Here is a 19,900-nt window from a genome sequence, read left to right as displayed (position 1 = left end):
TTCGATTTGCGATTAAAGAATTGGGAATGATGGTTAAAATCGAATTTTTTGAAACAATAATAACGGCTTATTTGACTGCTGCACCACTCTGGATCGTAAAAACCGTTGGTTCGGAGTGCGATCGTCCTGCTCGGTTGCCGATCGCGCTTCCTGTAAATAATTAACTCTGCTGGCGATCGCGATTATAGCATTCCACACAAACCCCAAACATTTGCGATCGCCCCAACAGCCCGCACCGCCTGATTCCTGGCGCACCAACGACCGCCCCTGGGCCCAGAAATTCGCGAATTATGTAAAGTTTTGTAAATTATGCAGAAGTTTTGCATAAAAATCGCAGATCCCGACAGATAGGCAAATAGAAGGCATTGCAGGGGATATGGCGGCTCCGACAGCCGGCGCACCAGTCGCTCTGGGAGCATTCGCTCAACCCGGCGGCCTGCATAGCTGGTTGGAGACTATTTTTCTGAGTAACCTTGGAACAAGAGATGCCTACTAAGGACGAAATTGACGATCGGCTCAAACAGCTAGCCATAGCTGCCAAAAATCACCAGCCTAAAACTTTAGGGCGACAGAAAGCTGTGACCAGATTAGTGATGGAAATTGAAAAATATAAAATCATTAACTGTCCGCAGAATAAGAATTTTTCCTACGCAATTTATCAGGAAATTTTGCTGGAAGCCAAACAGGAACTGATGTTTCGCATTTCCCGGGAAATTCACAACTACCGACCTGAAAAAGAGGTCAGCCAATGGGTAAACTTCTTGATAGTTAAATGTTTTCAAGAAACCACCCCTAAAGTGATAGGTAGGAAAGATTTACAAACTGTATACTACGGAGATATGGAACCCGTTTTCAATCAAATGGAAAAGCAGCAGGTTCAACATGAATCTTGTCAAGTTGGAGCGGATCTAATTGATATGATTTTAGAAGATCCCGGCAATGTCTTTGAAAACGAAGTGAGTAAAAAGCATCCCAATGTCAATTTTAAAGTGTTGCTGATCAAGAGAGTGATAGAAGATGCAAGTTTGCAGCAGATATCCGAAGAGTTAGGAGTAAGTGTTTCTACTCTGAGCAGTTTTTACCAGAGATCTTTGGAGAAATTCACGCCCAGATTCCGAGAATACTTGTAGGACATTAAAAACCAAAACACAGAGATGGATCATGAATAACACAGAAGTTGATTTAGTTTTGACAATACCGATCGCCCCAGCAGCCTACCGCAGCGCTCAAACCCTTGCACAGCAACAAAGTGACCCCAAAAAAGCCAAACAGGTTTATCTCAATGCTTTGGCGGTGCACGCAGTCGATTTGTACTTTCAGTGCATGGAAATAGACACTGATTTGGGCGCCAGCAATATTTGGAATCCTGTGATCCAGAAATTTATGGATATTGCAGATTTGGAGGTAAAAGGTATTGGGAAGCTGGAATGCCGTTGGGTAAGCCCTGGTGAAGAAGGTGTCTCGATTCCGGCAGAAGTGCGATCGGACAGAATCGGTTATGTTGCTGTAGAGATCGGCCAATCTCTCGAAGAGGTGAAGTTGCTGGGATTTGTCAAAAATGGCGATCGAGAAAAAGTTCCACTTAGCGAGTTGGAGTCGATCGACAACCTGCTAGAATACTTAGACGAGCTCAAGCCTGTAAATCTCAGTCAGTGGTTGCACAATATTGTCGGTAGCGGTTGGCATACAGCCCAAACACTGTTCGAGTCAAAACCAGAATTGCAGTTTGCTTTCCGAAGTCCCCAAGTAGTCGAAAAAAGTGCTTCAGCAGATGTACGCGTACCAGTCAAGCGAGGCAAATTACTCAACTTAGAGTGGGGAAAAGAGCAAGTAGCTTTATTTGTGGAATTGATGACAACCGATGAACCAGATATCGATATTTCGGTAGAGGTTTATCCCACAAACGGTCAAACTAACTTGCCCAACGATTTGCAGTTGATGGTGCTGGATGATGAAGGTGAACCTCTGATGCAAGCTAGGGCAAATAAAACAGAAAATTTGCTCTTTGAGTTAAGCGGAGAACCGGGAGAGCATTTTAGTGTCAAGTTGGCTTTGGGCGATTTCAGCGTGACTGAAAATTTTTTGATCTAATTGTCACTTATCAAGAGGGGGTGTGAATTGTGGATAAGTTAATTGTTTTGAAATTAGACGGAGATTGCGAAGAAGGTTTTCGCTGCACCATAAAAATTGGGAAAAATAATCAATTTCCCTCTACGGACTTTACGGAAAGTAAAACATTGCCAGCCAACCCGCAAATAGCAGCTTTTGAAGAAGAACATTGGCGGGAAAAATATCGAGCTATGGGAACAAATTCCCGGCATCACCAGGAAAATTTAGTGCATTTAATTTACCCTTTTTTGCACAAAGATGCCAAAAAAAATACTGCTGTGAAATCGACGGTGGCTAAAGGATTGTCTTTTCGTCGGATAAAACCGAAAAAGATTAATGCAAGAAGTCCTGTGAATGATTGCAAAGAGTCTGGGAAAAAACTTGTGTTGATGCTGAATGATTGGCTCAAGTCTCCTGAATTTGCCAGGGTAGATAGAATAATTGGGGACAATTTAAATCCAGATGAAGAGGCAAGGGTGCTGATTTGCACAAATGACAAACACTTGCACAAACTGCCTTGGAATCAGTGGGATTTGTTTGAAAGATTTCCGAAAGCCGAACCTTCGCTGAGTAAATTAAACTATGTAACACTGGAAAATCCTGGACAACCTATCCGCAAGTCTAAGGTAAGGATTTTAGCAATTCTGGGAAACAGCGCTGGGATTGATATCACGCAAGATAGGAAAATTTTGGAGAATTTGTCTCCCAATGCTGAGGTGAGGTTTCTAGTGGAACCGAAACAGGACGAAATTAACGACGAACTTTGGGAGCAATCTTGGGATATTATATTTTTTGCAGGACACGGGGAAACTGAGGACGATATTGGAAAAATATATATCAATCAAACTGATTTTTTGACAATTAATGAGTTGTGGTGCGGCTTGAGGAAAGCGGTAAAAAATGGTTTGCAACTTGCAATTTTTAACTGTTGCGATGGGTTGGGTTTGGCTAGAAATTTAGATGATTTTCAGATGATTCCGCAAATGATTTTAATGCGGGAGTTTGTGCCGGATTTTGTGGCTCAAGAATTTTTAAAGTGTTTTCTTAAAGAGTTTGTGGATGGCAAGTCTTTGTATGCAGCAGCGGGGGAAGCACGGCGGCGGTTGGAGACTTGGGAAAAGGATTTTCCTTGTGCTAGTTGGTTGCCTGTAATTTGGCAGCATCCGGCAGCGAAGCCTGCGGTTTGGAACGATTTTTTGCTGGCGCCGGATTCGCCTGCTGTGGCCCAGGATTTGACTTTGCTTCCCACGTCTGGGAAAAGACCGCCGGTTAATGTTTTTTCGCGTTTGAAGTCGGTGATTTTGGCGAGTGCGGGCTGTACCCTGGCTGTGATGGGAACGCGCTCTCTGGGGGTTATGGAGGCGCTGGAACTGTCAATGCTCGATCGACTAATGAGCCAGCGCGAACCGGAATTAATCGACAATCGGTTGCTGGTTGTGGAAGTGACAAACAAGGATGCCGAGAAGTACGGCTATCCCCAAACGGATGCTACTTTAGCAAAGGCGATGGACAAATTGCAGCAGTTTAAACCTATAGCAATTGGTTTGAATATGCACCGAAATGTGGCAAGGGAGCCAGGAAGAAAAAATTTAATTTCCCTATTTGATAGCAATCCTAATATTATTACTGTATGCAGTTATGGTTCCAATGATATAAATTACGATCCGCCGCCAGAATTGTCTAAGGCTAAATTAACCAATCAACTTGGTTTTAGCGATTTGACTCCGGATGAATTGCGCCATGAAAAAGGTAGCAGTATTCGCCGTCAATCTCTTTCCTATAAACCAAATGTTTCTAGTTTTACTAACAAGTGTAAAATTCCCACTAGCTTCAGCTTTCTGTTAGCTTTGCGTTTTTTGGAAAATCAAGGAATAAAATCACAGATAAGTAACAATCAAGAGTGGCGAATCGCTGATGTTACATTCAAAAGATTGGCTACTCGTACAGGAGGTTATCAAGATTTAAAGGCGCTAGTAAGTCAAGTTTTGCTCAACTACCGCGCCAACCCCAAGCCAGCTTTTAAAGTGACGCTTCAAGAAGTATTGGAAGGGAAAATAAACTCTGATTTAGTCAAGGGTAAAATTGTCCTAATTGGTCACACTTCGGAGGTTTCGAGGGAGGATTCTGATACTCCTTACGGTAAAATGTCGGGAGTTTGGATTCACGCTCACATGGTGAGTCAAATCCTCAGCGCTGTAATTGATAAAAGGCCGCTTTTGTGGGTTTTGCCGCAATTGCAAGGGATACAGTGGGGAGATGCTGTTTTTGTGTGGTTGGTGGCTGTGACGGGCGGGCTGTTGGTTTGGCGGGGTCGATCGCTCTTGGTGTTGGCGATCGCTAGCGGTGCTATGATCTGTGTGCTGTACCAAGGTTCTTTGGTAATTTTGACTTTCGGTGGCTGGATGCCTTTGGTTCCGGCGGTTGTGGCTTTAGTTGCGACGGGTGGTATCTTGTTTGTGTACGATCGATCTTAATTAGCCTCGGCGGCTGAAATTTCGGAGAAATGTCGGCGGTTGAAACCGCATCTATACAAGCAAATTCCGAACTCAGAGGGACTGGGAGAGAAGAGAGCTTTTATGTGTAAAATGCAATTGCAGTTAGTTTTGGGTTTAATTTTGGCGATCGATTCTGCGTCAGCGCTGGCAAATCCGGCACATCCAGCTACTGTAGTAGAAAATAATTTGGTCAAAAATCATCGAATTGCGATCGCACAAAACGCCAAACCCCAGAGAAAGCCGGATATAAAAACACCAATCACACCACCAGACAAAAACACGAAACCCGGGGCCGGATCGAAAGTATCAAAAACACCTAACACACCTCCCGATTCTAATACCAAACCTGGTGGACTCGACCCTTCTAAATCATGCAAAAGAACCAATAAGGTAATTGCTCAACCCCTTTAACAAGAAGACAAGATAGACATTAGATAAAGGAATGGAAAAACTCCCCGACTTAAAACAACTATCGAGCGAGGCAAAAGAAGCCTTGATAGTAGAGCTATGGGAGAAAATCCAAAAACTCAGCGCAATATTAGACACCTACGAACCAAAACCCGAGCCAGAGCCATCTCCCAAAAAAACTCTTCAAAATTCCAGCACTCCACCTTCCAAAGGATTCAAGCCCAACATTTGTACCGACGCTCTAGTTGAGCAATTACAACGGCAGCTTATTTTGAGAAATAGCGGCAATTGATTCCCCTGCGATCGCAAATCCCGCCTTGATTTCAACACCCTCGATCAAATCCTGTGGCATATTTTTAAAGACTCCAACCCAAAAATAAATCTAACAATCAATACAGTTGAACCTGAAGCAGCGGAAATTCGGGATTGAGATCGAACTCTCACCGTAAATTTTTCAATAATTGCTTTTTATGTCCTATGTCTTTAGGTTGTGAATTAAGTTGCAACAATCAAATTTAACTAGCGCTATCACTGGGAGCAAAGTATGGCAAGCCTCGTGGTAGAGTTCGGCTAAGTCGATATTTTGGGTGGCGACAAGTTGGCGGCGGTATATTTCAGTTTTGGATCGCAAAGTAAATAATTTACACTCTTGAAAGTGGGACGGGCGGGACGCCCATCCCACAAGAACCATCAATAAGTTATTTAATTCTCATTCCTTTGCTGTTGACTTGATTTGCGATCGCACCAACAATTTTCGATCTGATAGGTACTTGTACGGATTACGAAAATAGTGTTAAGGCTACCAATCAAACCAAATTTCTCAGTTTTTTTTATACTCATCTTTGTTAATTGTGGCACGGGCGTGTCGCCCGCGAGCCATCGGCAGTTAAAAACTCCAAAATTTATGGTACTTTTTCCGATCGAGCAACTAACTGTGATATATATAACTCACTTTTCCTAATTTATATGTAATAATACTTAATTAGATAAATAATTTTACACTATGCGGTCGATCGCCAATGTTAGCTATCGACAACCCAAACAGAATCGATGCCAAATTAAAAACAACATTTCCAGCTCCCTCAATGAAAATAGCCGCGTGTGGCAGTTAATTGCAGTAAATTCAAGTCAGGGATTGATAAACAGATTGAATTTCCAAATTTACACACGATTTTCATATAAATTGACAAATTTAGCCAAACAAATTAATTCTAAACTGTTAGAATAGCTAACAGTTAGTATTACTGCAATTGCGGTGCAGAGCGAATACCTGTACTGTCTATAAAGCAAATTAGCGATCCGTCCATAATTAAATGCCCGAGTCGCCTATACTTACTTACACCCCCCTGGGAAAAGTAAACTAAAAACCTAAATAAGTCACTGAAGCACCCTCCGAGCAAGTGCAGGAGCTTCACAGAAAGCCTCTGTTGACGCCAAGGTTTTTTTACTCAAACATGAAATTTGATTTGTATGCTGCACCAACCGAGCATCCCTTTTGCTCACGCCACCTTGCTGAGTACAGCAATGGTGGAGATTTTTCAGGGGGAAGAAAGATGAATTTGGAACAATCCTCTACAGGAATAACCCCCGATAGCTGCGCTGCGGCAGTAGTGGAAATCATTCCGCTGATTGTGGGGTCGATTCGAGCCCAAATGCGAAATCAAGGAGAACCCTTTTTATCGATATCTCAGTTTCGCAGTCTCATGTTTCTTTACCGCTATCCAGGTTCTTCTTTATCCAAGTTAGCAGATTATTTGGGGGTAACTCGACCGACTGCTTCTGCAATTTGCGAGCGCTTGGTTCAGGAAAAATTTGTAGACCGCAAAGAACATCCTCAGGAACGGCGAGCGGTGGTGCTGAAACTGACAGAAACTGGTCGTGCGAGGCTCGAAGAAATTCAAGCGCTCACCTGTAGCAATATTTCGCCAATGTTCGAGGATTTGTCTGAGGAGCAGATGGAGAGCGTTTTAGCAGGATTGACGTTACTCAGAGAGGTGTTTGACGGCAAATCTAACGATCGGTAAAACCTCATATACATCTATTTACTGTTTAATCTGTGACATATAGGTTGTAGGGTACGTAGTCCGCACCCTACAGCTTTTTTTGACCTATAGCCCAATACGGTTCATTTAACACTCCTTATACTTGGATATCCCCCTCGCATCCTCGTTAAGAAGCAGCGTGGTTTTATAGTCATCACAAAAATTAGGTACGTAGTTGGGCTTGGGCCCTCTTTATCCATAGGCCTAAAGAGGGCTTAAGCCCAACTACGTACCTTGATTAGGAATAACAATTTAATAACTTAAGCAATGTTTGCTCGTTGCTCGTTACCAGGAAGAGCCTAGTAATGCAGATTCGGAGGCTCTGCTTCCCTTTACCTTGCCGCTTATGGAGATAGAGGATAGTTATTACATAATTTACTTTTTGGCTGAATTTAACAGCTTTGCTAAAACGTTTCGCGTTATCTGCTGAGCTCCGGCATTTAAAACAGGCGATCGCAACTGCGGCGCATTGTAATCGTCTAATCCCCACGCCCACTGCATCGAACCAGTCGCGAATACTTTCGCCCCCGAATCTGCTGTATAAACCGTCATGTCAGCATAGCGAGTCCCGCCGCCGTGAGGGTATGGAGAATGCCCGACCCGAACTATATTTTTCGGAGCATTGCCAAACATTCGATCGACTTCATAACCCAACAGTCCCGGTAACTTGTCGCCCTGTTTTAACTGAGTTTTTTCCAGCAGCCAATCCGGGGCATTTTTATCAATCACAATATCAGAATTAACTTGAAATGTCTCGTACATAACACCTATCAAAGCATCTTCTGGACTTCCGATAGAGTGGTCTCGCCAGCGAGTTGTTACTAAAGAATTAAGTGCTGGCGATTTATTGTAACTTGTTGCTATTTGAGTGCTTTCTAGTTGCTCTGTTCCATAGCTTAATTCCCCAGTATTAGCTATTTTTACTATCGAATTAACGGCGCCTAATTCTTTTTGTAATGCGCCCATAGGGTCTAAATCTGCCATTTCTTTATAAGCAACCACAGTTCGGTTTACTTCCCTAGTAATTCGGCTGGGTTCTAGGCGGATCTGCCAATAGCAAATATTGGAACCAAAAAATCCGATGCTGACGCCTTCATCTCTAGCAGCTTCTATATTTTCTCGCATATCTCGCGACCAGTATTCGTCGTGACCGACGGACAAAAATGCTTTGTGAGACAACAGCAACCGGGAGTTAAAATGCGTGTCAATGTTGGTGGCATAGGTAACATCGTAGCCTTCTTTTTCCAGCCACCTGACCATATTGTATTCCCAACCAGCGCTCGAAGTTCTCCTTTTTGGCTGAAAATTTGTCAGAAATTCCCCCGCACCTACGCCGTAAGCTGCTTTGCGGTTGGGACTCATGGCGTAGGGCCGATTAAACGAAACCTTGTAAGCTTGTTTTGCCATGCTGTTCCAGCGGTAAAGGGATTTGTGACCCCAATTGTTGTACGCTTGGAAAGTGGTAACGCTGGATTGAAATAAAATGTCGGATTTGCGATCGTCATCCCGCACTATAAAGATGATATAACTTTGTTTCCCGCTGATACTGGCAGTGAGTTTAGCTAAATAAATGCCGCTTGTCCAGTCGGAAGGGCGATCGGGAATTCGCAAAATATACGGGTCTTTCCAATCGCATTCTATCAGTCCCGATGCTTCATCTTCTCTCGGCGGAGGCTGTCTGATTCCCTTCCGCACAATTGGGTCATTCATCCGGCGGCCACCGAGTCCATTATACCATCCGGTGCGGAATATTTCTATGCTATAATTCGGTTCTTTAGTGTTGACAAATAACTTAATTTCGCCGCCGAGATTGACGCTGGTCAGAGAGGCATAACCTTCGATTTCTCGCTTCGTAGCAGGATTTTCTAACTCCCAGTCTGGGGTTCCGGGTTTTTGGTTTTCTCGGGCTGTGAGATTGGTGCCGATAGCACTTTTTGCGATATTTGAATAGTCTTGAGAATGTGCTGCGCTGTTAGACAAAAAAGGGGCGGCTAAGCCAAGTGAGAAAGCTTTCAGAAACTCTCGGCGGCGCAATTTCGACAATAGTTTAACTGTCACTGGTTTAAGTCTATGAATTTTAGGTGATAGATTGTACGGTTGGGTTTGGGTGTATCGGGCGTAACAATACTTTACAATAGCCCTGGAAACATCATACCTGAGATAGATTAATTTGCGATCCTCTTCGAGGGCTTCGCCAACGCGCGATCGTCCTACTCCGACTGAGTGATTTGTCTGAATTTTTCTTCACATATAATGTATTAGGTCTTATGATGTATGCCTTATGGCGTATGTCCCATCACCGAACAGTTTTAGATAGAAAAGCCGATTTGAGATGTTTTTAGGTACAAGTCCCCGGAAGCATCCGCGAATCGCCTCTAAAATCTAAAATCTGAAATCTAAAATCGGATGATTTATTTGTGTGAACCAGCTTTATGAGTGAATCAACCAATCCACCGCTATCTCCACCAGTTTCTCGACGAACCGCCCTCAAATTCCTCGGAGTCGGTGCCGCAGGCGGGCTGCTGGGCTACTCTCGATTGTCCAAGCCCGAACCCGCCGTTTTTGTGCAAGATACTCTTGACTTGCCGCGAATGCTGAATAAACCCAAAACCGTTGCAGTTGTCGGCGCAGGATTAGCAGGGCTCGCCTGTGCTTACGAACTGAGTCAGCGGGGTTTCGCCGTGACGCTGTTGGACAAATCGCCCCAACTCGGCGGTAAAATTGCTAGTTGGCCGATACAAGTCGGCAACGAAACCTTTATGATGGAACACGGTTTTCACGGTTTTTTTCCGCAATACTACAACCTCAAAAGTGTGGTCAAAGAACTAGAAATTACCGATAACTTTGTATCTTTAGAATCCTACGCCGTTGTATTTCGAGACGGCAAATACCAACCAGAAGTTTTCCGTCCCAACCATTCAGCTTTCCCCTGGAATATCGTTGATTTGGGGATATCTTCTCCGAATAGGCTCAAGTGGGGAATCAATCTGACAAAACCCGCTCACTGGCAAGTCTTTCGGGAAATCGGCGGTTTTCAAACTCAAAAAAGTTTCGCTCGCCTTGACAATATATCAGTTGCTGACTGGGTAAAAGGTGAATTCCCGCGCGGACTTTACGACTTGTATTTTCTGCCTTTTGCCAAGTCCAGTCTCAACGCTCCCGACGAATTGAGCGTGGGAGAATTAATGCAATTCTTCCACTTTTACTTTTTCGGAAATCCCGAAGGTTTGGCATTCAACGGCACGCGGCAAGATATGGGCACGAGTTTGGTGCAGCCGATTGCCAGATCCATTGAAAGTAAAGGTGGCAAAGTATTGACAGATGTCGCAGTTAGCGGAATTCACTGGGAAAACGGTCAGATTGATTCTTTGACTTATCAGTCTGGAGACGTGCAGAGTAAAGTACCTTTTTGGGTAAAGCGAAACGCGCTGTTAACTGACAGCAACTCTACGGAATATTTCGGCGCTGGCGACAGCGTGTTTGCCGCCGCACCCGGAGGAAAAGAGGCAATTTCTCTGAGCTGTACTCACCAAGGCTGCACGGTTCAGAAACAAAATGACGGTCAATTTCACTGTCCTTGTCATGGGGCAGTTTTTGATGCTGATGGGCGAGTTGTGAGCGGGCCTGCTCAACGGGATTTGCCTCGATTTAAAGTAGTTGATAAAAAATCCGATGAGATACAGTTAGCCACCGCTCCTAATAAGTCGCAACCGCAGAATGCAGGGGAAACATTGAAGGCTGATTATTATGTATTTGCGGCGGATGTTCCGGGGATGCAGCATTTGTTTAGTTTGGCCAGCGGTGAGGTGAATCCGCAGGTGCAGAGCCGAATTGAGGAATTGAAAATAGCCGATCCGTTTGCGGTTGGGCGTTTTTGGTTCGATCGCGATTTTGCCTGGGAACACAGCAATTTTAGTTCGCTTTCCGGCTACAAACTGACTGACAGCATCACACTTTACCACAAAATCCAGGATCAGTTCATCGAGTGGCATCAGAAAACTGGCGGTAGCGTAGTGGAACTGCACGCTTATTGTTACAAGGAGAAGGAATTCCCCAACCAGGAAGTTTTGCTGGCTACTTTTGAGCAAGAATTGTATGAAATTGTACCGGAATTAAAAGCAGCAACTCTGCTGCACCGGGAGTTGGTAAATCAAAAGAATTTCTCGGGCTATCCGCCCGGTAGTTATGCGGAAAGGCCGGAGACTTGCTGCGCTGTTCCCAATCTGTTGTTTGCCGGAGATTGGGTAAAAATGCCTTTTCCTTGCGGTTTAATGGAAAGGGCGGTGAGCAGCGGTTTGTTGGCAGCTAATGCTATTTTATACCAGGAGGGTTTGCAGAGGCGATCGCTCTTGACGGTGAATCCCGAAGGCGTGCTGAAAATCTAAGGTTTGCAGCGGGGCGGATTTTCAATCGTGTCCGCACGAATAAAAACTGGTTCGTAGTGAGGACTTTAGTCCTCAGGAGAAGAAGGACTAAAGTCCTAACTACGAACCTTAAAAAAAACTGGTTCGTAGTGAGGACTTTAGTCCGCATCCATAGAAGGACTAAAGTCCTAACTACGAACCTTTTTATTTTATTTCGAGTTAAATTAGCACACAAAACATTGGTTTATGGCTAAAAGAATCTGGTGGCAAAAACCGCAAATCCGCACCGACGAAGAACAGCAATTGCACCGAAAAGTTAGCTGGCTGGAACTCTTTTTTGACCTGGTATTCGTAGTTATTATTGCCGAATTATCGCACAATTTGGCGATCGATGTTTCTTGGGTAGGCGCGGGTAAATACATCTTGCTATTCTTGCCCGCGTGGTGGGTTTGGATCGGTGCAACTTACTATAATGAGCGGTTTGAGACAGAAGGAATTGAAAATCGATTGTTTACGTTTCTCCTAATTTTGGCTGTAGCGGGATTGGCGGTATTTTCCCACCACGGTTTAGGAGAAACCTCTGTGGGTTTTGCCTTATCTTACGTATTTGCGCGATCGATCGTAACTGTTCTCTGGTGGCGTGCTGGTTACCACGAACCGAGTTTCCGCCCAACTGCGAAACGGTTTGTCATTGGTTCTAGTATTTCGATCGCCTTTTTTATCTTATCCGTTTTCGCACCTCCCCCAACACGTTTTATCTTGTGGGTAATTGGCTTATTTGTAGATATCAATACCCCGATATTTACCCTCAGACACCAATCAAAACTCCCCCAATTTAGCAGTTCCAGACTTCCCGAAAGATACGGACTATTTATGATTATAGTTTTGGGGGAAGCCGTAGTCAGCGTAGTTCAAGGATTAGCCGCCAAAGAACACTTTGAATTCGCCCATGCCATCACTGGAATTCTGGGAATGACGCTGATTTTCGGTATATGGTGGATATACTTTGATTTTGTCGCTCGCAGGCCTCCAAAACCTGCAACTGGTTGGGTATTTGCTTGGGGATATTTGCATATGCCGCTGGTAATGTCGGTGACGGCAACGGCGGCAGGAATCAACAATGTAATTGCCTCGAAAGCAACAGTGCTGCCTTTGAACGTGCGGTGCTTAATTTGTGGTTCTTTAGCGATTTCTTTAGCTGTGATTGCTCTACTAGAAACCACTTTGCGCCGAGATGAGGACGAACCCGCTCACCCGATATGGAGTCCTGCCTTAAAGTTAGCTGCGGCGGTTGTGACACTAATTGTAGGTCTTTTCGGAGGATTAGGAGCGATCGCTCTCCTGAGTTTGTTGGTAATATTACTAGCAATTCAGATGAGTTACGGTTTGTGGGTGTGGTTTCGCTGAGGAGAAAAGTCAGAGCTTGGGAACAAAAAAACATCCGCGTGGCTTTGGGTGCATCTGCGGGTAAAATGTTGAATGAGTATAAAGCAAGAATAGATGCTGAAGAGTAACTGGAAAATTCCCAATAAATCTGTAACGTTTGATGATTTTGCAACAGAATACGATTTCGCTGCCACCTTGGAAAGCCAGAACGATTTTTTTACTAAAAATCTGTCTTCCAACAAAGGTACAGCATTAGATATTGGCTGCGGTTCTGGCATTCTGGCTTGGGAATTAGCTAAGTATTACGAGCGTGTAGTGGCGGTAGATTTATCAGCAAAAATGCTGGCTATTGCTAGTCAAAAACGCTCAGCCCCCAATATCGAATACATCCAAATGGATGCCAGTCAATTAGCGCTCGATCGCCAATTTGATTTAATAGTTAGTGCCACCACTTTTCACCACCTACCCAACCTACCCGTCGCCCTCTCAGGCATTAAGAACTTGTTAAATCGGCAGGGTAAAATTGTCTTTTTAGATAATGTCTCAGAAGTCGAAACACCAGCCACCCTCGGCTACATTATAGGTGCAATTAGAGATTTTATTCCCGATTGTTCTAAATACGGATTTCGCGATGCTTCAAGATTGTTGAAATTTAGATTGTCGCCAAGCTGGTTGAAGCATTTAGCGAGCGACAGGTATTTGTCAGAAGGGAGATTTAAAAGAATTTACGGCCGTTGCTTTCCCGGCTGTTATTTTGTAAGATTGGGTTGTTCTATGGGCGTAATTTGGGAAAATTTGTAATGCAAAATAATGCGATCGAATCGATATCTGCAAGGGGAGAAAAAACTCACATCCGCGAGTTGGGCATTAATTTGGAGCAATGGTATGCAGTCGCCCGCAGCACAGAGGTACAGAGTCAGCCCCTAGCTGTGATATTGTGGCATCGGGCGATCGCACTTTTCCGCGACAGTACAGGCAAAATCAACGCCTTAGAAGACAGGTGCCCGCACCGACAAGTTAAACTCAGCCACGGCAAAGTTAAAGGCGATTTAATCGAATGCGCTTACCACGGATGGCGATTAAATGCAAGCGGAGAATGCGCCGAAGTCGATTATTTAGCAGAAAACCAAAAGCTACCTAACTGCAAAATTCGCTCCTATCCAGTCAAGGAGCAAAACGGTTTTATCTGGCTGTTTCCCGGCGACAAAACCCAAGCCGAAAAAATAGATTTATTGGATTTGCCCGAGTGGGAACATCTCAATTATATTGCCACAGTCTCAGTCATCGACTGTCAGGCACACTATTCATTTTTAATTGAAAATTTGATGGATATGTACCACGGACACTTGCACGATGATTGGCAAGCTTGGGCAAATCCGGTATTAGATAGTTTAGCAGAAGACGAGCATCAAGTAACAGCTCGCTATCAAGCACAAAGTTATTACAAAATAGATAAAATTTGGTCAATTTCCCAGTTATTTTTTAAGTCTCTGCGCCGACTGCACCCGGAACCGCTTGACGTGAGTTATGTTTACCCGAACTGGGTTTCAACATTGGGAAGCGACTTTAAGATTTACTGCTTAGTTTGCCCGGTAAGCGAGACAGCAACTCGCGCTTATTTAGTTCATTTTACCTCATTAAATGCGTTTTGGCGGCTGCACAAATTGCCTGTGTGGTTTCGCAAGTTTATCAAAGATAGCTGTTTCGGTGCCGCTCAAAAGTTATTAGATGGTTTGGTGCGGCAGGATGTGTTAATGATTGAGGAAGAACAGCAGGCTTTTTTGCAGAATTCGGAAAGAAAGAGTTACGAATTAAATCGGGCGTTGGGTAGCGTGCAAAAGTTGATGAGAAGTCAGGCAGAAAATGGGTGATTCAGCCGCAGATTGACATCTGCGGCGCGACGAATGGAACCAGCCTGCACAGGCTAAGTTGAGAGTTCGCCTTTCCAAGCTTGAGCATGGTATTCTAGCAACAGGGAAAATTGACTTTCGGGAAGCAATTACCAACCACACCTAACACAGGAACCAAGCATGAACCGTGTCAGCATCAAGGGTGAACAACATCCGATTAAAAAAATCTTTAGCGATGACTTTATGTTCACCATTCCCCTCTACCAGCGTCCCTATGCTTGGACAAAGGAGGAAGCTGGGGAACTGCTGGAAGACCTGCTAACATTCTTGGGAGATGGTAACGAGACGATTGATGAACTCAACCCCTACTTTCTAGGCAGCATAGTTTTGATTAAATCGGAGCAGCCAGCCGCTGAAATTGTAGATGGTCAGCAACGTCTAACGACTCTCACCATACTACTAGCTGCTCTCAGGGCATCATTGCCAACAGAACACGCCAATGACTTGACCACTTTTCTATACCAAAGAGGCAGCTTGATTGCGGGTACTCCTAATCGTTACCGTTTGACTTTGCGCGAGCGAGATGCAGACTTTTTCAAGGAATATATTCAAAATGAAGGTGGTATTAACAAGCTCAAAGAGTTGAACAGTGTTGAGCTGATGGATAGTCAGAAGCTGATTAAAGAAAATGCACATTTATTCTTGCAACGTTTCCATGCAATAGGCGAACATTGCTGTATACGCCTTGCCCAGTTCATCATTACTCAGTGCTTCTTAGTAGTGGTTTCTACGCCTGACTTTGACTCTGCATATCGGATATTCTCTGTGTTGAACAATAGGGGATTAGATCTTTCTGTAACTGATATCTTGAAAGCTGACATTATCGGAAAAATACCCGAAAGTCAACAAGAAAAATATACTAAAAAGTGGGAAGATACCGAGGAGAATCTGGGACGCGAGTTATTCAAAGATTTGTTTTCTCATATTCGCATGATTAAGGAAAAGAAAAAACTTAGCAAGAGTATCCTTAAAGAGTTTCAAGAAAACATCAATCCTGCGGCTGGGCCTCAGCAATTCATTGATGAAATTTTAGCTCCTTATGCTAAGGCTTTTTCGGACATTTACAACTTAACCTATGAAAGCGAGGCGCGTGCACAGGAAATTAATCAACTATTTAAATGGTTAAACAAAATTGATAATTTTGACTGGGTACCACCTGCCATTCTCTACCTATCTCGCAACCGTAACCGTAATAACCCCGATAATTTGCTGCGTTTCTTTAGAGATTTAGACCGCCTTGCCGCAGGTTTAATGATTGTCCGCGCCAATATCAATGAGCGCATAGAACGTTACAGCAGATTGCTTACTGCTATTGAGCAAGAGGAAGATTTATTCAATTCCTATTCACCGCTCCAGTTTACTCCTGAAGAGTCAAACAATATCCTTAGAGTCCTCGATAGTGACCTTTACCTAATGCAAAAAATTCGTCGTTATGTTTTGGTGCGCTTAGATGCTGCTCTGTCAGAAGGTGAAGCATCTTACAACTTCTCCAACATTACTGTCGAGCACGTACTTCCCCAAAATCTAGGTGCTAATAGTGAGTGGATGAAGTGGTTTGCTAATCAGCAAGAGCACGCTCAATATGTACATCGTCTTGGCAACTTAGTTTTACTATCTTGTGCGAAAAACACTCTGGCACAAAATTATGATTTTGATGTAAAAAAACAGAAGTATTTCACCACTAAAACAGGTGTTTCACCCTTTGCACTTACTACCCAAGTGCTGCGGGAACAGGAATGGACGCCAGAAGTAATCGCTCGACGACAGAAAGAGCAGATTAATGTTCTCAAGAATCTTTGGCGCTTATAGGATAATTGAATTGGATATCAAATTGCTATTATCTATCCATCAGCACAAAAGCCAGAGCTAAAATTAACAATCAAACCAGAAATTGCTTCGGGTGCATCTGGCGCAAGGAAGAGGGCGAAGCATGACCGCATATAAGTTATTAGTTATCATCTCCTATTTTCTGCGGTCATGCTTCGCCCCTACGCATATATTCGCTTGCATTGAGATGCACCCATTGCTTCAAGATTGAAAGCTAAAATCAAAGGAAAAGTTACTCATCCATAAATTAAAATAGAACCCTGTTGTTGGGTTCTCTTCTTGTTCTTGCGAACGAAACATGAAAAAAATTGGCGCGGCCTACACTGCTCTATCGAACAGTTCGGTCGTACATTACTGATTATAGCTTGCTTCTTAGCAGAAGGCAACCCATATTTCTAACTTGCCCGAAGGCTACACAGCCCAAAACCTACATCCGATGGCTCGATAGGATTGGTTACACCTCTGCTAAAAATCGCAATTCATCTGCGTTAATCTGCCGTTATCTGCGGTCAAAAAAATCTAAATCCCGCAGCAAAAACCTTACTTTTTCGGCCGCTGCTGCTGGTAAACGCTGACAACTTTTTCCGCATAAGTAGCAGTGGCGCCACTTTTGCAAGCTGCGGATTCTCCTGTCATCCACCAGCAAGCGGCGCGGCGGATAGCGGTTAATTCATTGTTGCTGCTAGCTTTGTATTCGTCGCGCAGCAAATCGCCCACGATACAGGTAACAATTGTTTTGGCTTTTGTGGCGTCGGCTTCAAATTGTTGCGGTGTTAAATCTTGTTTGGTACAGAATTTTGCCCAGCGGGAAATATTACCCGGTAAAACTTGCCACTGACTGTACATTCCGTCATTTGCGGTTTGCGGCGGGGCGGCTTGTCGCAGCGCTTCTACGAGGGCGGAAACTTGCGCGTCGGTGACTGCGGCTGCGGCTGGAAGTGTTTGGAATCCGAGACTCACGATTAGGCTGCTGAGTAGTAGATTGGTTTTTGCGATCGATTTAAAGTTCATTCACAATTCCCTGTTTTAATCAAAGTTTCCTGCACAAGGTTTACCTGAAAGGCGATCGAATGCCTCTGTCTTAAGTATGATTTGCTTTTTAAATTTGAGGGCGATCGCGCTTATTATAGAAATTAGCCAAGAATTAAGATAAAATTGTGGAAGTACAACCCAGGGAAATTCGACGTTACACTACAGCAGAGGGTAGGGCACCATTTACCGAGTGGCTTGATGCCCTCCGCGATCGGAATGTTAGAGTTAGAATCAAATCTAGGCTTGACCGAGTTGAGCAAGGTAATCTCGGAGATGTCAAGTCAGTAAAAGAAGGAGTTTTTGAACTCAGAATTAATTATGGGCCGGGCTACCGCGTCTACTTCGGACAAGTTGGGTTGACAATTGTCGTCATCCTAGTAGCCGGAGATAAAAGCACTCAAGAACAAGACATTCGACAAGCTATAGTATACTGGGAAGATTATGAAAGACGTGAAAGCACCGACAAGTGATAGCTACCGCGAGTACCTAATTGAATCTCTCAAAGAGCCGGAAGAAGCTGCTGCCTATATCTGGGCTATTTTGGAAGAAAAAGACCCTGAACCCGCACTTTTGAGAAATGCTATCAGAAAGGTGATTGAGGCTAGAATCAGGATGAATGCTCTTTCGGAGTCGGCAAAAGAACATCACGAAAAACTCGACAAGATGCTGACTGAAAGCGGCGGTTCGGAAATTTACAGTTTGGTAGAATTGCTTGAAGCTTTAGGATTTAAACTAGAAATTAAGATCGCAAATATTGAGTTGCCGGCCGAGTCGGAATCAACAACTTTTGTGGAATCAGAATTATGCCCGGAACCTGCTAATCTATAACGAGTTGGAAGTCGATCGCATTCTGTGCATCGGTCAGGGCGGGTTTATAGATATTGTGAATGTGAATCAAAGATTTTTTGTGAACCCGCCCCTACAAATATGGTCGTTAATTCACCGAGAATCATATCACCGCTCTATCGCAAAATCTAACAGTCGGTGAGCCATTTCTAGCTTGCTGCAAGGTGCAATTTCTACTTGCTTCCCGGCGGTATTAATTAATATTGCTTGATTGGTATTGCTGCCGAAACCTGCACCTATTTTATCGATCGGGTTTGCGGCAATTACATCCAGCTTCTTAGCCCGCAATTTCTCCAACGCTGGCTTGACAATATCCCCAGTTTGTGCTGCAAAGCCGATGAGCTTTTGGTGCGGCTGCTTCAAGTTCCCCAACTCTGCCACAATATCGGCTACAGGCGCTAACGGTAAAGAATTGGGGAGCGATCGCTTTGGCAATTTCTGATTACTGCGATCGACTGGTTTGACATCCGCCACCGCCGCCGCCATCACCGTCAAATCGGCATCGTGAAAGCATTCTAGCATCGCCTGTCGCATTTCTTGGGCGCTGGTAACTGCGATCGCCCGTACACCAGACAGCGACAATTCCCCAGTTATGCTGTGTACCAGCGTCACAGCCGCGCCGCGATGCAGTGCAGCTTGCGCCAAAGCTATGCCCATTTTGCCCGTGGAAGGATTGCCGATAAACCGCACCGGATCGAGGTGTTCTCGGGTTCCTCCCGCACTGATTAACACCCGCTTGCCCGCTAAATCTCGATCGCCCTTGGTATACAACAGCGACTCAATATGAGGCAAAATCTCATTAGGTTCAGCCATCCGGCCAACACCCGCGCGATCGCACGCCAGCATTCCCGCCCCCGGATTCGCCGCATGATAGCGCCGATAAGTCAACACTTCCCGCCAATTCCGCTGCACCGCCGGCTGTTCCCACATATCAGTATTCATCGCCGGCGCCAGCAGAATCGGGCAAGTAGAAGCTAAGACAGTATTAGTCAACAAATTATCAGCAAAACCCCCCGCCAACTTAGCCAAAGTATTAGCAGTCAGGGGAGCAATTACAAAAACTTCCGCCCATTCTCCCAGTTGAATATGCAGCGGGCGGCCGTGATTTGCTTGCCAAAAATCCTTGTCTGTAAAAGCAGGATGGCGGGAAAGAGTAGCAAAAGTCAAAGGCGCGACAAACTCCCCGGCCGCATCCGTAAGAATTGCTTTAACTTCAGCTCCTGCTTTTGCTAAAGTTGAAACTACTTCACAAACTTTGTAAGCGGCAATCCCGCCACTAACGCCGATTAAAATTCGTCTACCTTTCACCATAGGATTTTATATTTTAGATAGGGAGCATCTCAGTTTTGCATATAGTGCGAGCGTCCCCGCTCGCGAGTATTATACTGCTCGCGAGCGGGGACGCTCGCACTATAATGAAAAATGCTTTTTTCAAAAATGAGATGATCCCTTTAGATAAAAAACGACTTACTTATAATATT

Annotated in this window: 17 protein-coding genes; 13 read left to right on the top strand and 4 right to left on the bottom strand. The window is 44.4% G+C overall.

The genetic code is table 11. From position 1 onward, the window contains the following. Positions 1 to 33: 33 nt before the first annotated feature. Positions 34 to 255 (bottom strand): hypothetical protein, encoded by a 222-nt coding sequence (locus JGK36_RS04520; protein ID WP_293196333.1) that lies wholly within the window; start codon positions 253 to 255, stop codon positions 34 to 36. A gap of 230 nt (positions 256 to 485) precedes the next feature. Here JGK36_RS04520 and JGK36_RS04515 point away from each other — a divergent pair, with 230 nt between their 5' ends. The 6 genes from JGK36_RS04515 to JGK36_RS04490 all read left to right on the top strand — a co-directional run bounded on the left by JGK36_RS04515 (position 486) and on the right by JGK36_RS04490 (position 7,036). Next, positions 486 to 1,130 carry a hypothetical protein gene (locus tag JGK36_RS04515; protein ID WP_293196331.1) on the top strand — a complete coding sequence of 215 codons (645 nt, stop codon included), beginning with the start codon at positions 486 to 488 and terminating at the stop codon, positions 1,128 to 1,130. Between the two features lie 31 nt (positions 1,131 to 1,161). After that, a complete protein-coding gene (locus JGK36_RS04510) occupies positions 1,162 to 2,091 on the top strand; it encodes a DUF1822 family protein (protein ID WP_293185802.1) in 930 nt (309 codons plus the stop codon). A 29-nt stretch (positions 2,092 to 2,120) separates the two neighbouring features. After that, entirely contained in the window at positions 2,121 to 4,583 is a 2,463-nt protein-coding gene (locus tag JGK36_RS04505; protein ID WP_293196329.1) for a CHASE2 domain-containing protein, read from the top strand. Between the two features lie 102 nt (positions 4,584 to 4,685). Beyond that, a complete protein-coding gene (locus JGK36_RS04500) occupies positions 4,686 to 5,015 on the top strand; it encodes a hypothetical protein (RefSeq protein WP_293185799.1) in 330 nt (109 codons plus the stop codon). Positions 5,016 to 5,046: 31 nt separating this feature from the next. After that, positions 5,047 to 5,304, top strand: coding sequence for a hypothetical protein (locus JGK36_RS04495; RefSeq protein WP_293185797.1), 258 nt, complete (start codon positions 5,047 to 5,049; stop codon positions 5,302 to 5,304). A gap of 1,162 nt (positions 5,305 to 6,466) precedes the next feature. Then, positions 6,467 to 7,036 carry a MarR family winged helix-turn-helix transcriptional regulator gene (locus tag JGK36_RS04490; RefSeq protein ID WP_293191620.1) on the top strand — a complete coding sequence of 190 codons (570 nt, stop codon included), beginning with the start codon at positions 6,467 to 6,469 and terminating at the stop codon, positions 7,034 to 7,036. Between the two features lie 393 nt (positions 7,037 to 7,429). On the opposite strand, the gene JGK36_RS04485 is transcribed toward JGK36_RS04490, so the two are convergent. After that, positions 7,430 to 9,112, bottom strand: a complete 1,683-nt coding sequence (locus JGK36_RS04485) for a N,N-dimethylformamidase beta subunit family domain-containing protein (RefSeq protein ID WP_293176324.1) — start codon at positions 9,110 to 9,112, stop codon at positions 7,430 to 7,432. 374 nt (positions 9,113 to 9,486) lie between these two features. Between JGK36_RS04485 and JGK36_RS04480 the strand changes: the two genes are divergently transcribed. From JGK36_RS04480 to JGK36_RS04460, 5 genes are all read left to right on the top strand, one after another. Next, positions 9,487 to 11,439 carry an FAD-dependent oxidoreductase gene (locus JGK36_RS04480; RefSeq protein ID WP_293176322.1) on the top strand — a complete coding sequence of 651 codons (1,953 nt, stop codon included), beginning with the start codon at positions 9,487 to 9,489 and terminating at the stop codon, positions 11,437 to 11,439. 225 nt (positions 11,440 to 11,664) lie between these two features. Further along, positions 11,665 to 12,825 (top strand): low temperature requirement protein A, encoded by a 1,161-nt coding sequence (locus tag JGK36_RS04475; RefSeq protein ID WP_293176320.1) that lies wholly within the window; start codon positions 11,665 to 11,667, stop codon positions 12,823 to 12,825. A 93-nt stretch (positions 12,826 to 12,918) separates the two neighbouring features. Further along, the gene (locus JGK36_RS04470) at positions 12,919 to 13,605 is read left to right on the top strand and encodes a bifunctional 2-polyprenyl-6-hydroxyphenol methylase/3-demethylubiquinol 3-O-methyltransferase UbiG (protein ID WP_293176318.1); all 687 of its coding nucleotides are present in this window, start codon (positions 12,919 to 12,921) and stop codon (positions 13,603 to 13,605) included. Next, positions 13,605 to 14,675, top strand: coding sequence for an aromatic ring-hydroxylating dioxygenase subunit alpha (locus JGK36_RS04465; RefSeq protein ID WP_293196325.1), 1,071 nt, complete (start codon positions 13,605 to 13,607; stop codon positions 14,673 to 14,675). The genes JGK36_RS04470 and JGK36_RS04465 overlap by 1 nt, the downstream gene beginning before the upstream one ends. 159 nt (positions 14,676 to 14,834) lie before the next feature. Then, the gene (locus JGK36_RS04460) at positions 14,835 to 16,523 is read left to right on the top strand and encodes a DUF262 domain-containing HNH endonuclease family protein (RefSeq protein WP_293196323.1); all 1,689 of its coding nucleotides are present in this window, start codon (positions 14,835 to 14,837) and stop codon (positions 16,521 to 16,523) included. Positions 16,524 to 17,081: 558 nt separating this feature from the next. Here JGK36_RS04460 and JGK36_RS04455 read toward each other — a convergent pair. Next, positions 17,082 to 17,552: a hypothetical protein gene (locus tag JGK36_RS04455; protein ID WP_293196321.1), complete on the bottom strand. Its 471-nt coding sequence runs from the start codon at positions 17,550 to 17,552 to the stop codon at positions 17,082 to 17,084. 146 nt (positions 17,553 to 17,698) lie between these two features. Between JGK36_RS04455 and JGK36_RS04450 the strand changes: the two genes are divergently transcribed. Further along, complete coding sequence (locus tag JGK36_RS04450; RefSeq protein ID WP_293176310.1) at positions 17,699 to 18,043, top strand: type II toxin-antitoxin system RelE/ParE family toxin; 345 nt, start codon at positions 17,699 to 17,701, stop codon at positions 18,041 to 18,043. Beyond that, positions 18,015 to 18,401 carry a transcriptional regulator gene (locus tag JGK36_RS04445; RefSeq protein ID WP_293196319.1) on the top strand — a complete coding sequence of 129 codons (387 nt, stop codon included), beginning with the start codon at positions 18,015 to 18,017 and terminating at the stop codon, positions 18,399 to 18,401. Before JGK36_RS04450 ends, JGK36_RS04445 begins: the two co-directional genes overlap by 29 nt. A 126-nt stretch (positions 18,402 to 18,527) precedes the next feature. Here the strand turns inward: JGK36_RS04445 and coaBC are convergent, their stop codons facing one another. After that, entirely contained in the window at positions 18,528 to 19,730 is a 1,203-nt protein-coding gene (gene coaBC, locus JGK36_RS04440; protein ID WP_366516532.1) for a bifunctional phosphopantothenoylcysteine decarboxylase/phosphopantothenate--cysteine ligase CoaBC, read from the bottom strand. Between the last annotated feature and the right edge of the window lie 170 nt (positions 19,731 to 19,900).

Origin of the sequence: Microcoleus sp. PH2017_35_SFW_U_B (assembly GCF_020737865.1) — a bacterium.
Taxonomy (GTDB): domain Bacteria; phylum Cyanobacteriota; class Cyanobacteriia; order Cyanobacteriales; family Microcoleaceae; genus Microcoleus.
This window is presented reverse-complemented; position numbering and strand designations above follow the sequence as displayed.

Bases quoted from the DNA above. Each gene is read 5' to 3' on its own strand.
- JGK36_RS04515 (WP_293196331.1), top strand. From the start codon at position 486: ATGCCTACTAAGGACGAAATTGACGATCGGCTCAAACAGCTAGCCATA.
- JGK36_RS04510 (WP_293185802.1), top strand. From the start codon at position 1,162: ATGAATAACACAGAAGTTGATTTAGTTTTGACAATACCGATCGCCCCA.
- JGK36_RS04500 (WP_293185799.1), top strand. From the start codon at position 4,686: ATGTGTAAAATGCAATTGCAGTTAGTTTTGGGTTTAATTTTGGCGATC.
- JGK36_RS04495 (WP_293185797.1), top strand. From the start codon at position 5,047: ATGGAAAAACTCCCCGACTTAAAACAACTATCGAGCGAGGCAAAAGAA.
- JGK36_RS04490 (WP_293191620.1), top strand. From the start codon at position 6,467: ATGAAATTTGATTTGTATGCTGCACCAACCGAGCATCCCTTTTGCTCA.
- JGK36_RS04480 (WP_293176322.1), top strand. From the start codon at position 9,487: ATGAGTGAATCAACCAATCCACCGCTATCTCCACCAGTTTCTCGACGA.
- JGK36_RS04475 (WP_293176320.1), top strand. From the start codon at position 11,665: ATGGCTAAAAGAATCTGGTGGCAAAAACCGCAAATCCGCACCGACGAA.
- JGK36_RS04470 (WP_293176318.1), top strand. From the start codon at position 12,919: ATGCTGAAGAGTAACTGGAAAATTCCCAATAAATCTGTAACGTTTGAT.
- JGK36_RS04465 (WP_293196325.1), top strand. From the start codon at position 13,605: ATGCAAAATAATGCGATCGAATCGATATCTGCAAGGGGAGAAAAAACT.
- JGK36_RS04460 (WP_293196323.1), top strand. From the start codon at position 14,835: ATGAACCGTGTCAGCATCAAGGGTGAACAACATCCGATTAAAAAAATC.
- JGK36_RS04455 (WP_293196321.1), bottom strand. From the start codon at position 17,552: ATGAACTTTAAATCGATCGCAAAAACCAATCTACTACTCAGCAGCCTA.
- JGK36_RS04445 (WP_293196319.1), top strand. From the start codon at position 18,015: ATGAAAGACGTGAAAGCACCGACAAGTGATAGCTACCGCGAGTACCTA.
- coaBC (WP_366516532.1), bottom strand. From the start codon at position 19,730: ATGGTGAAAGGTAGACGAATTTTAATCGGCGTTAGTGGCGGGATTGCC.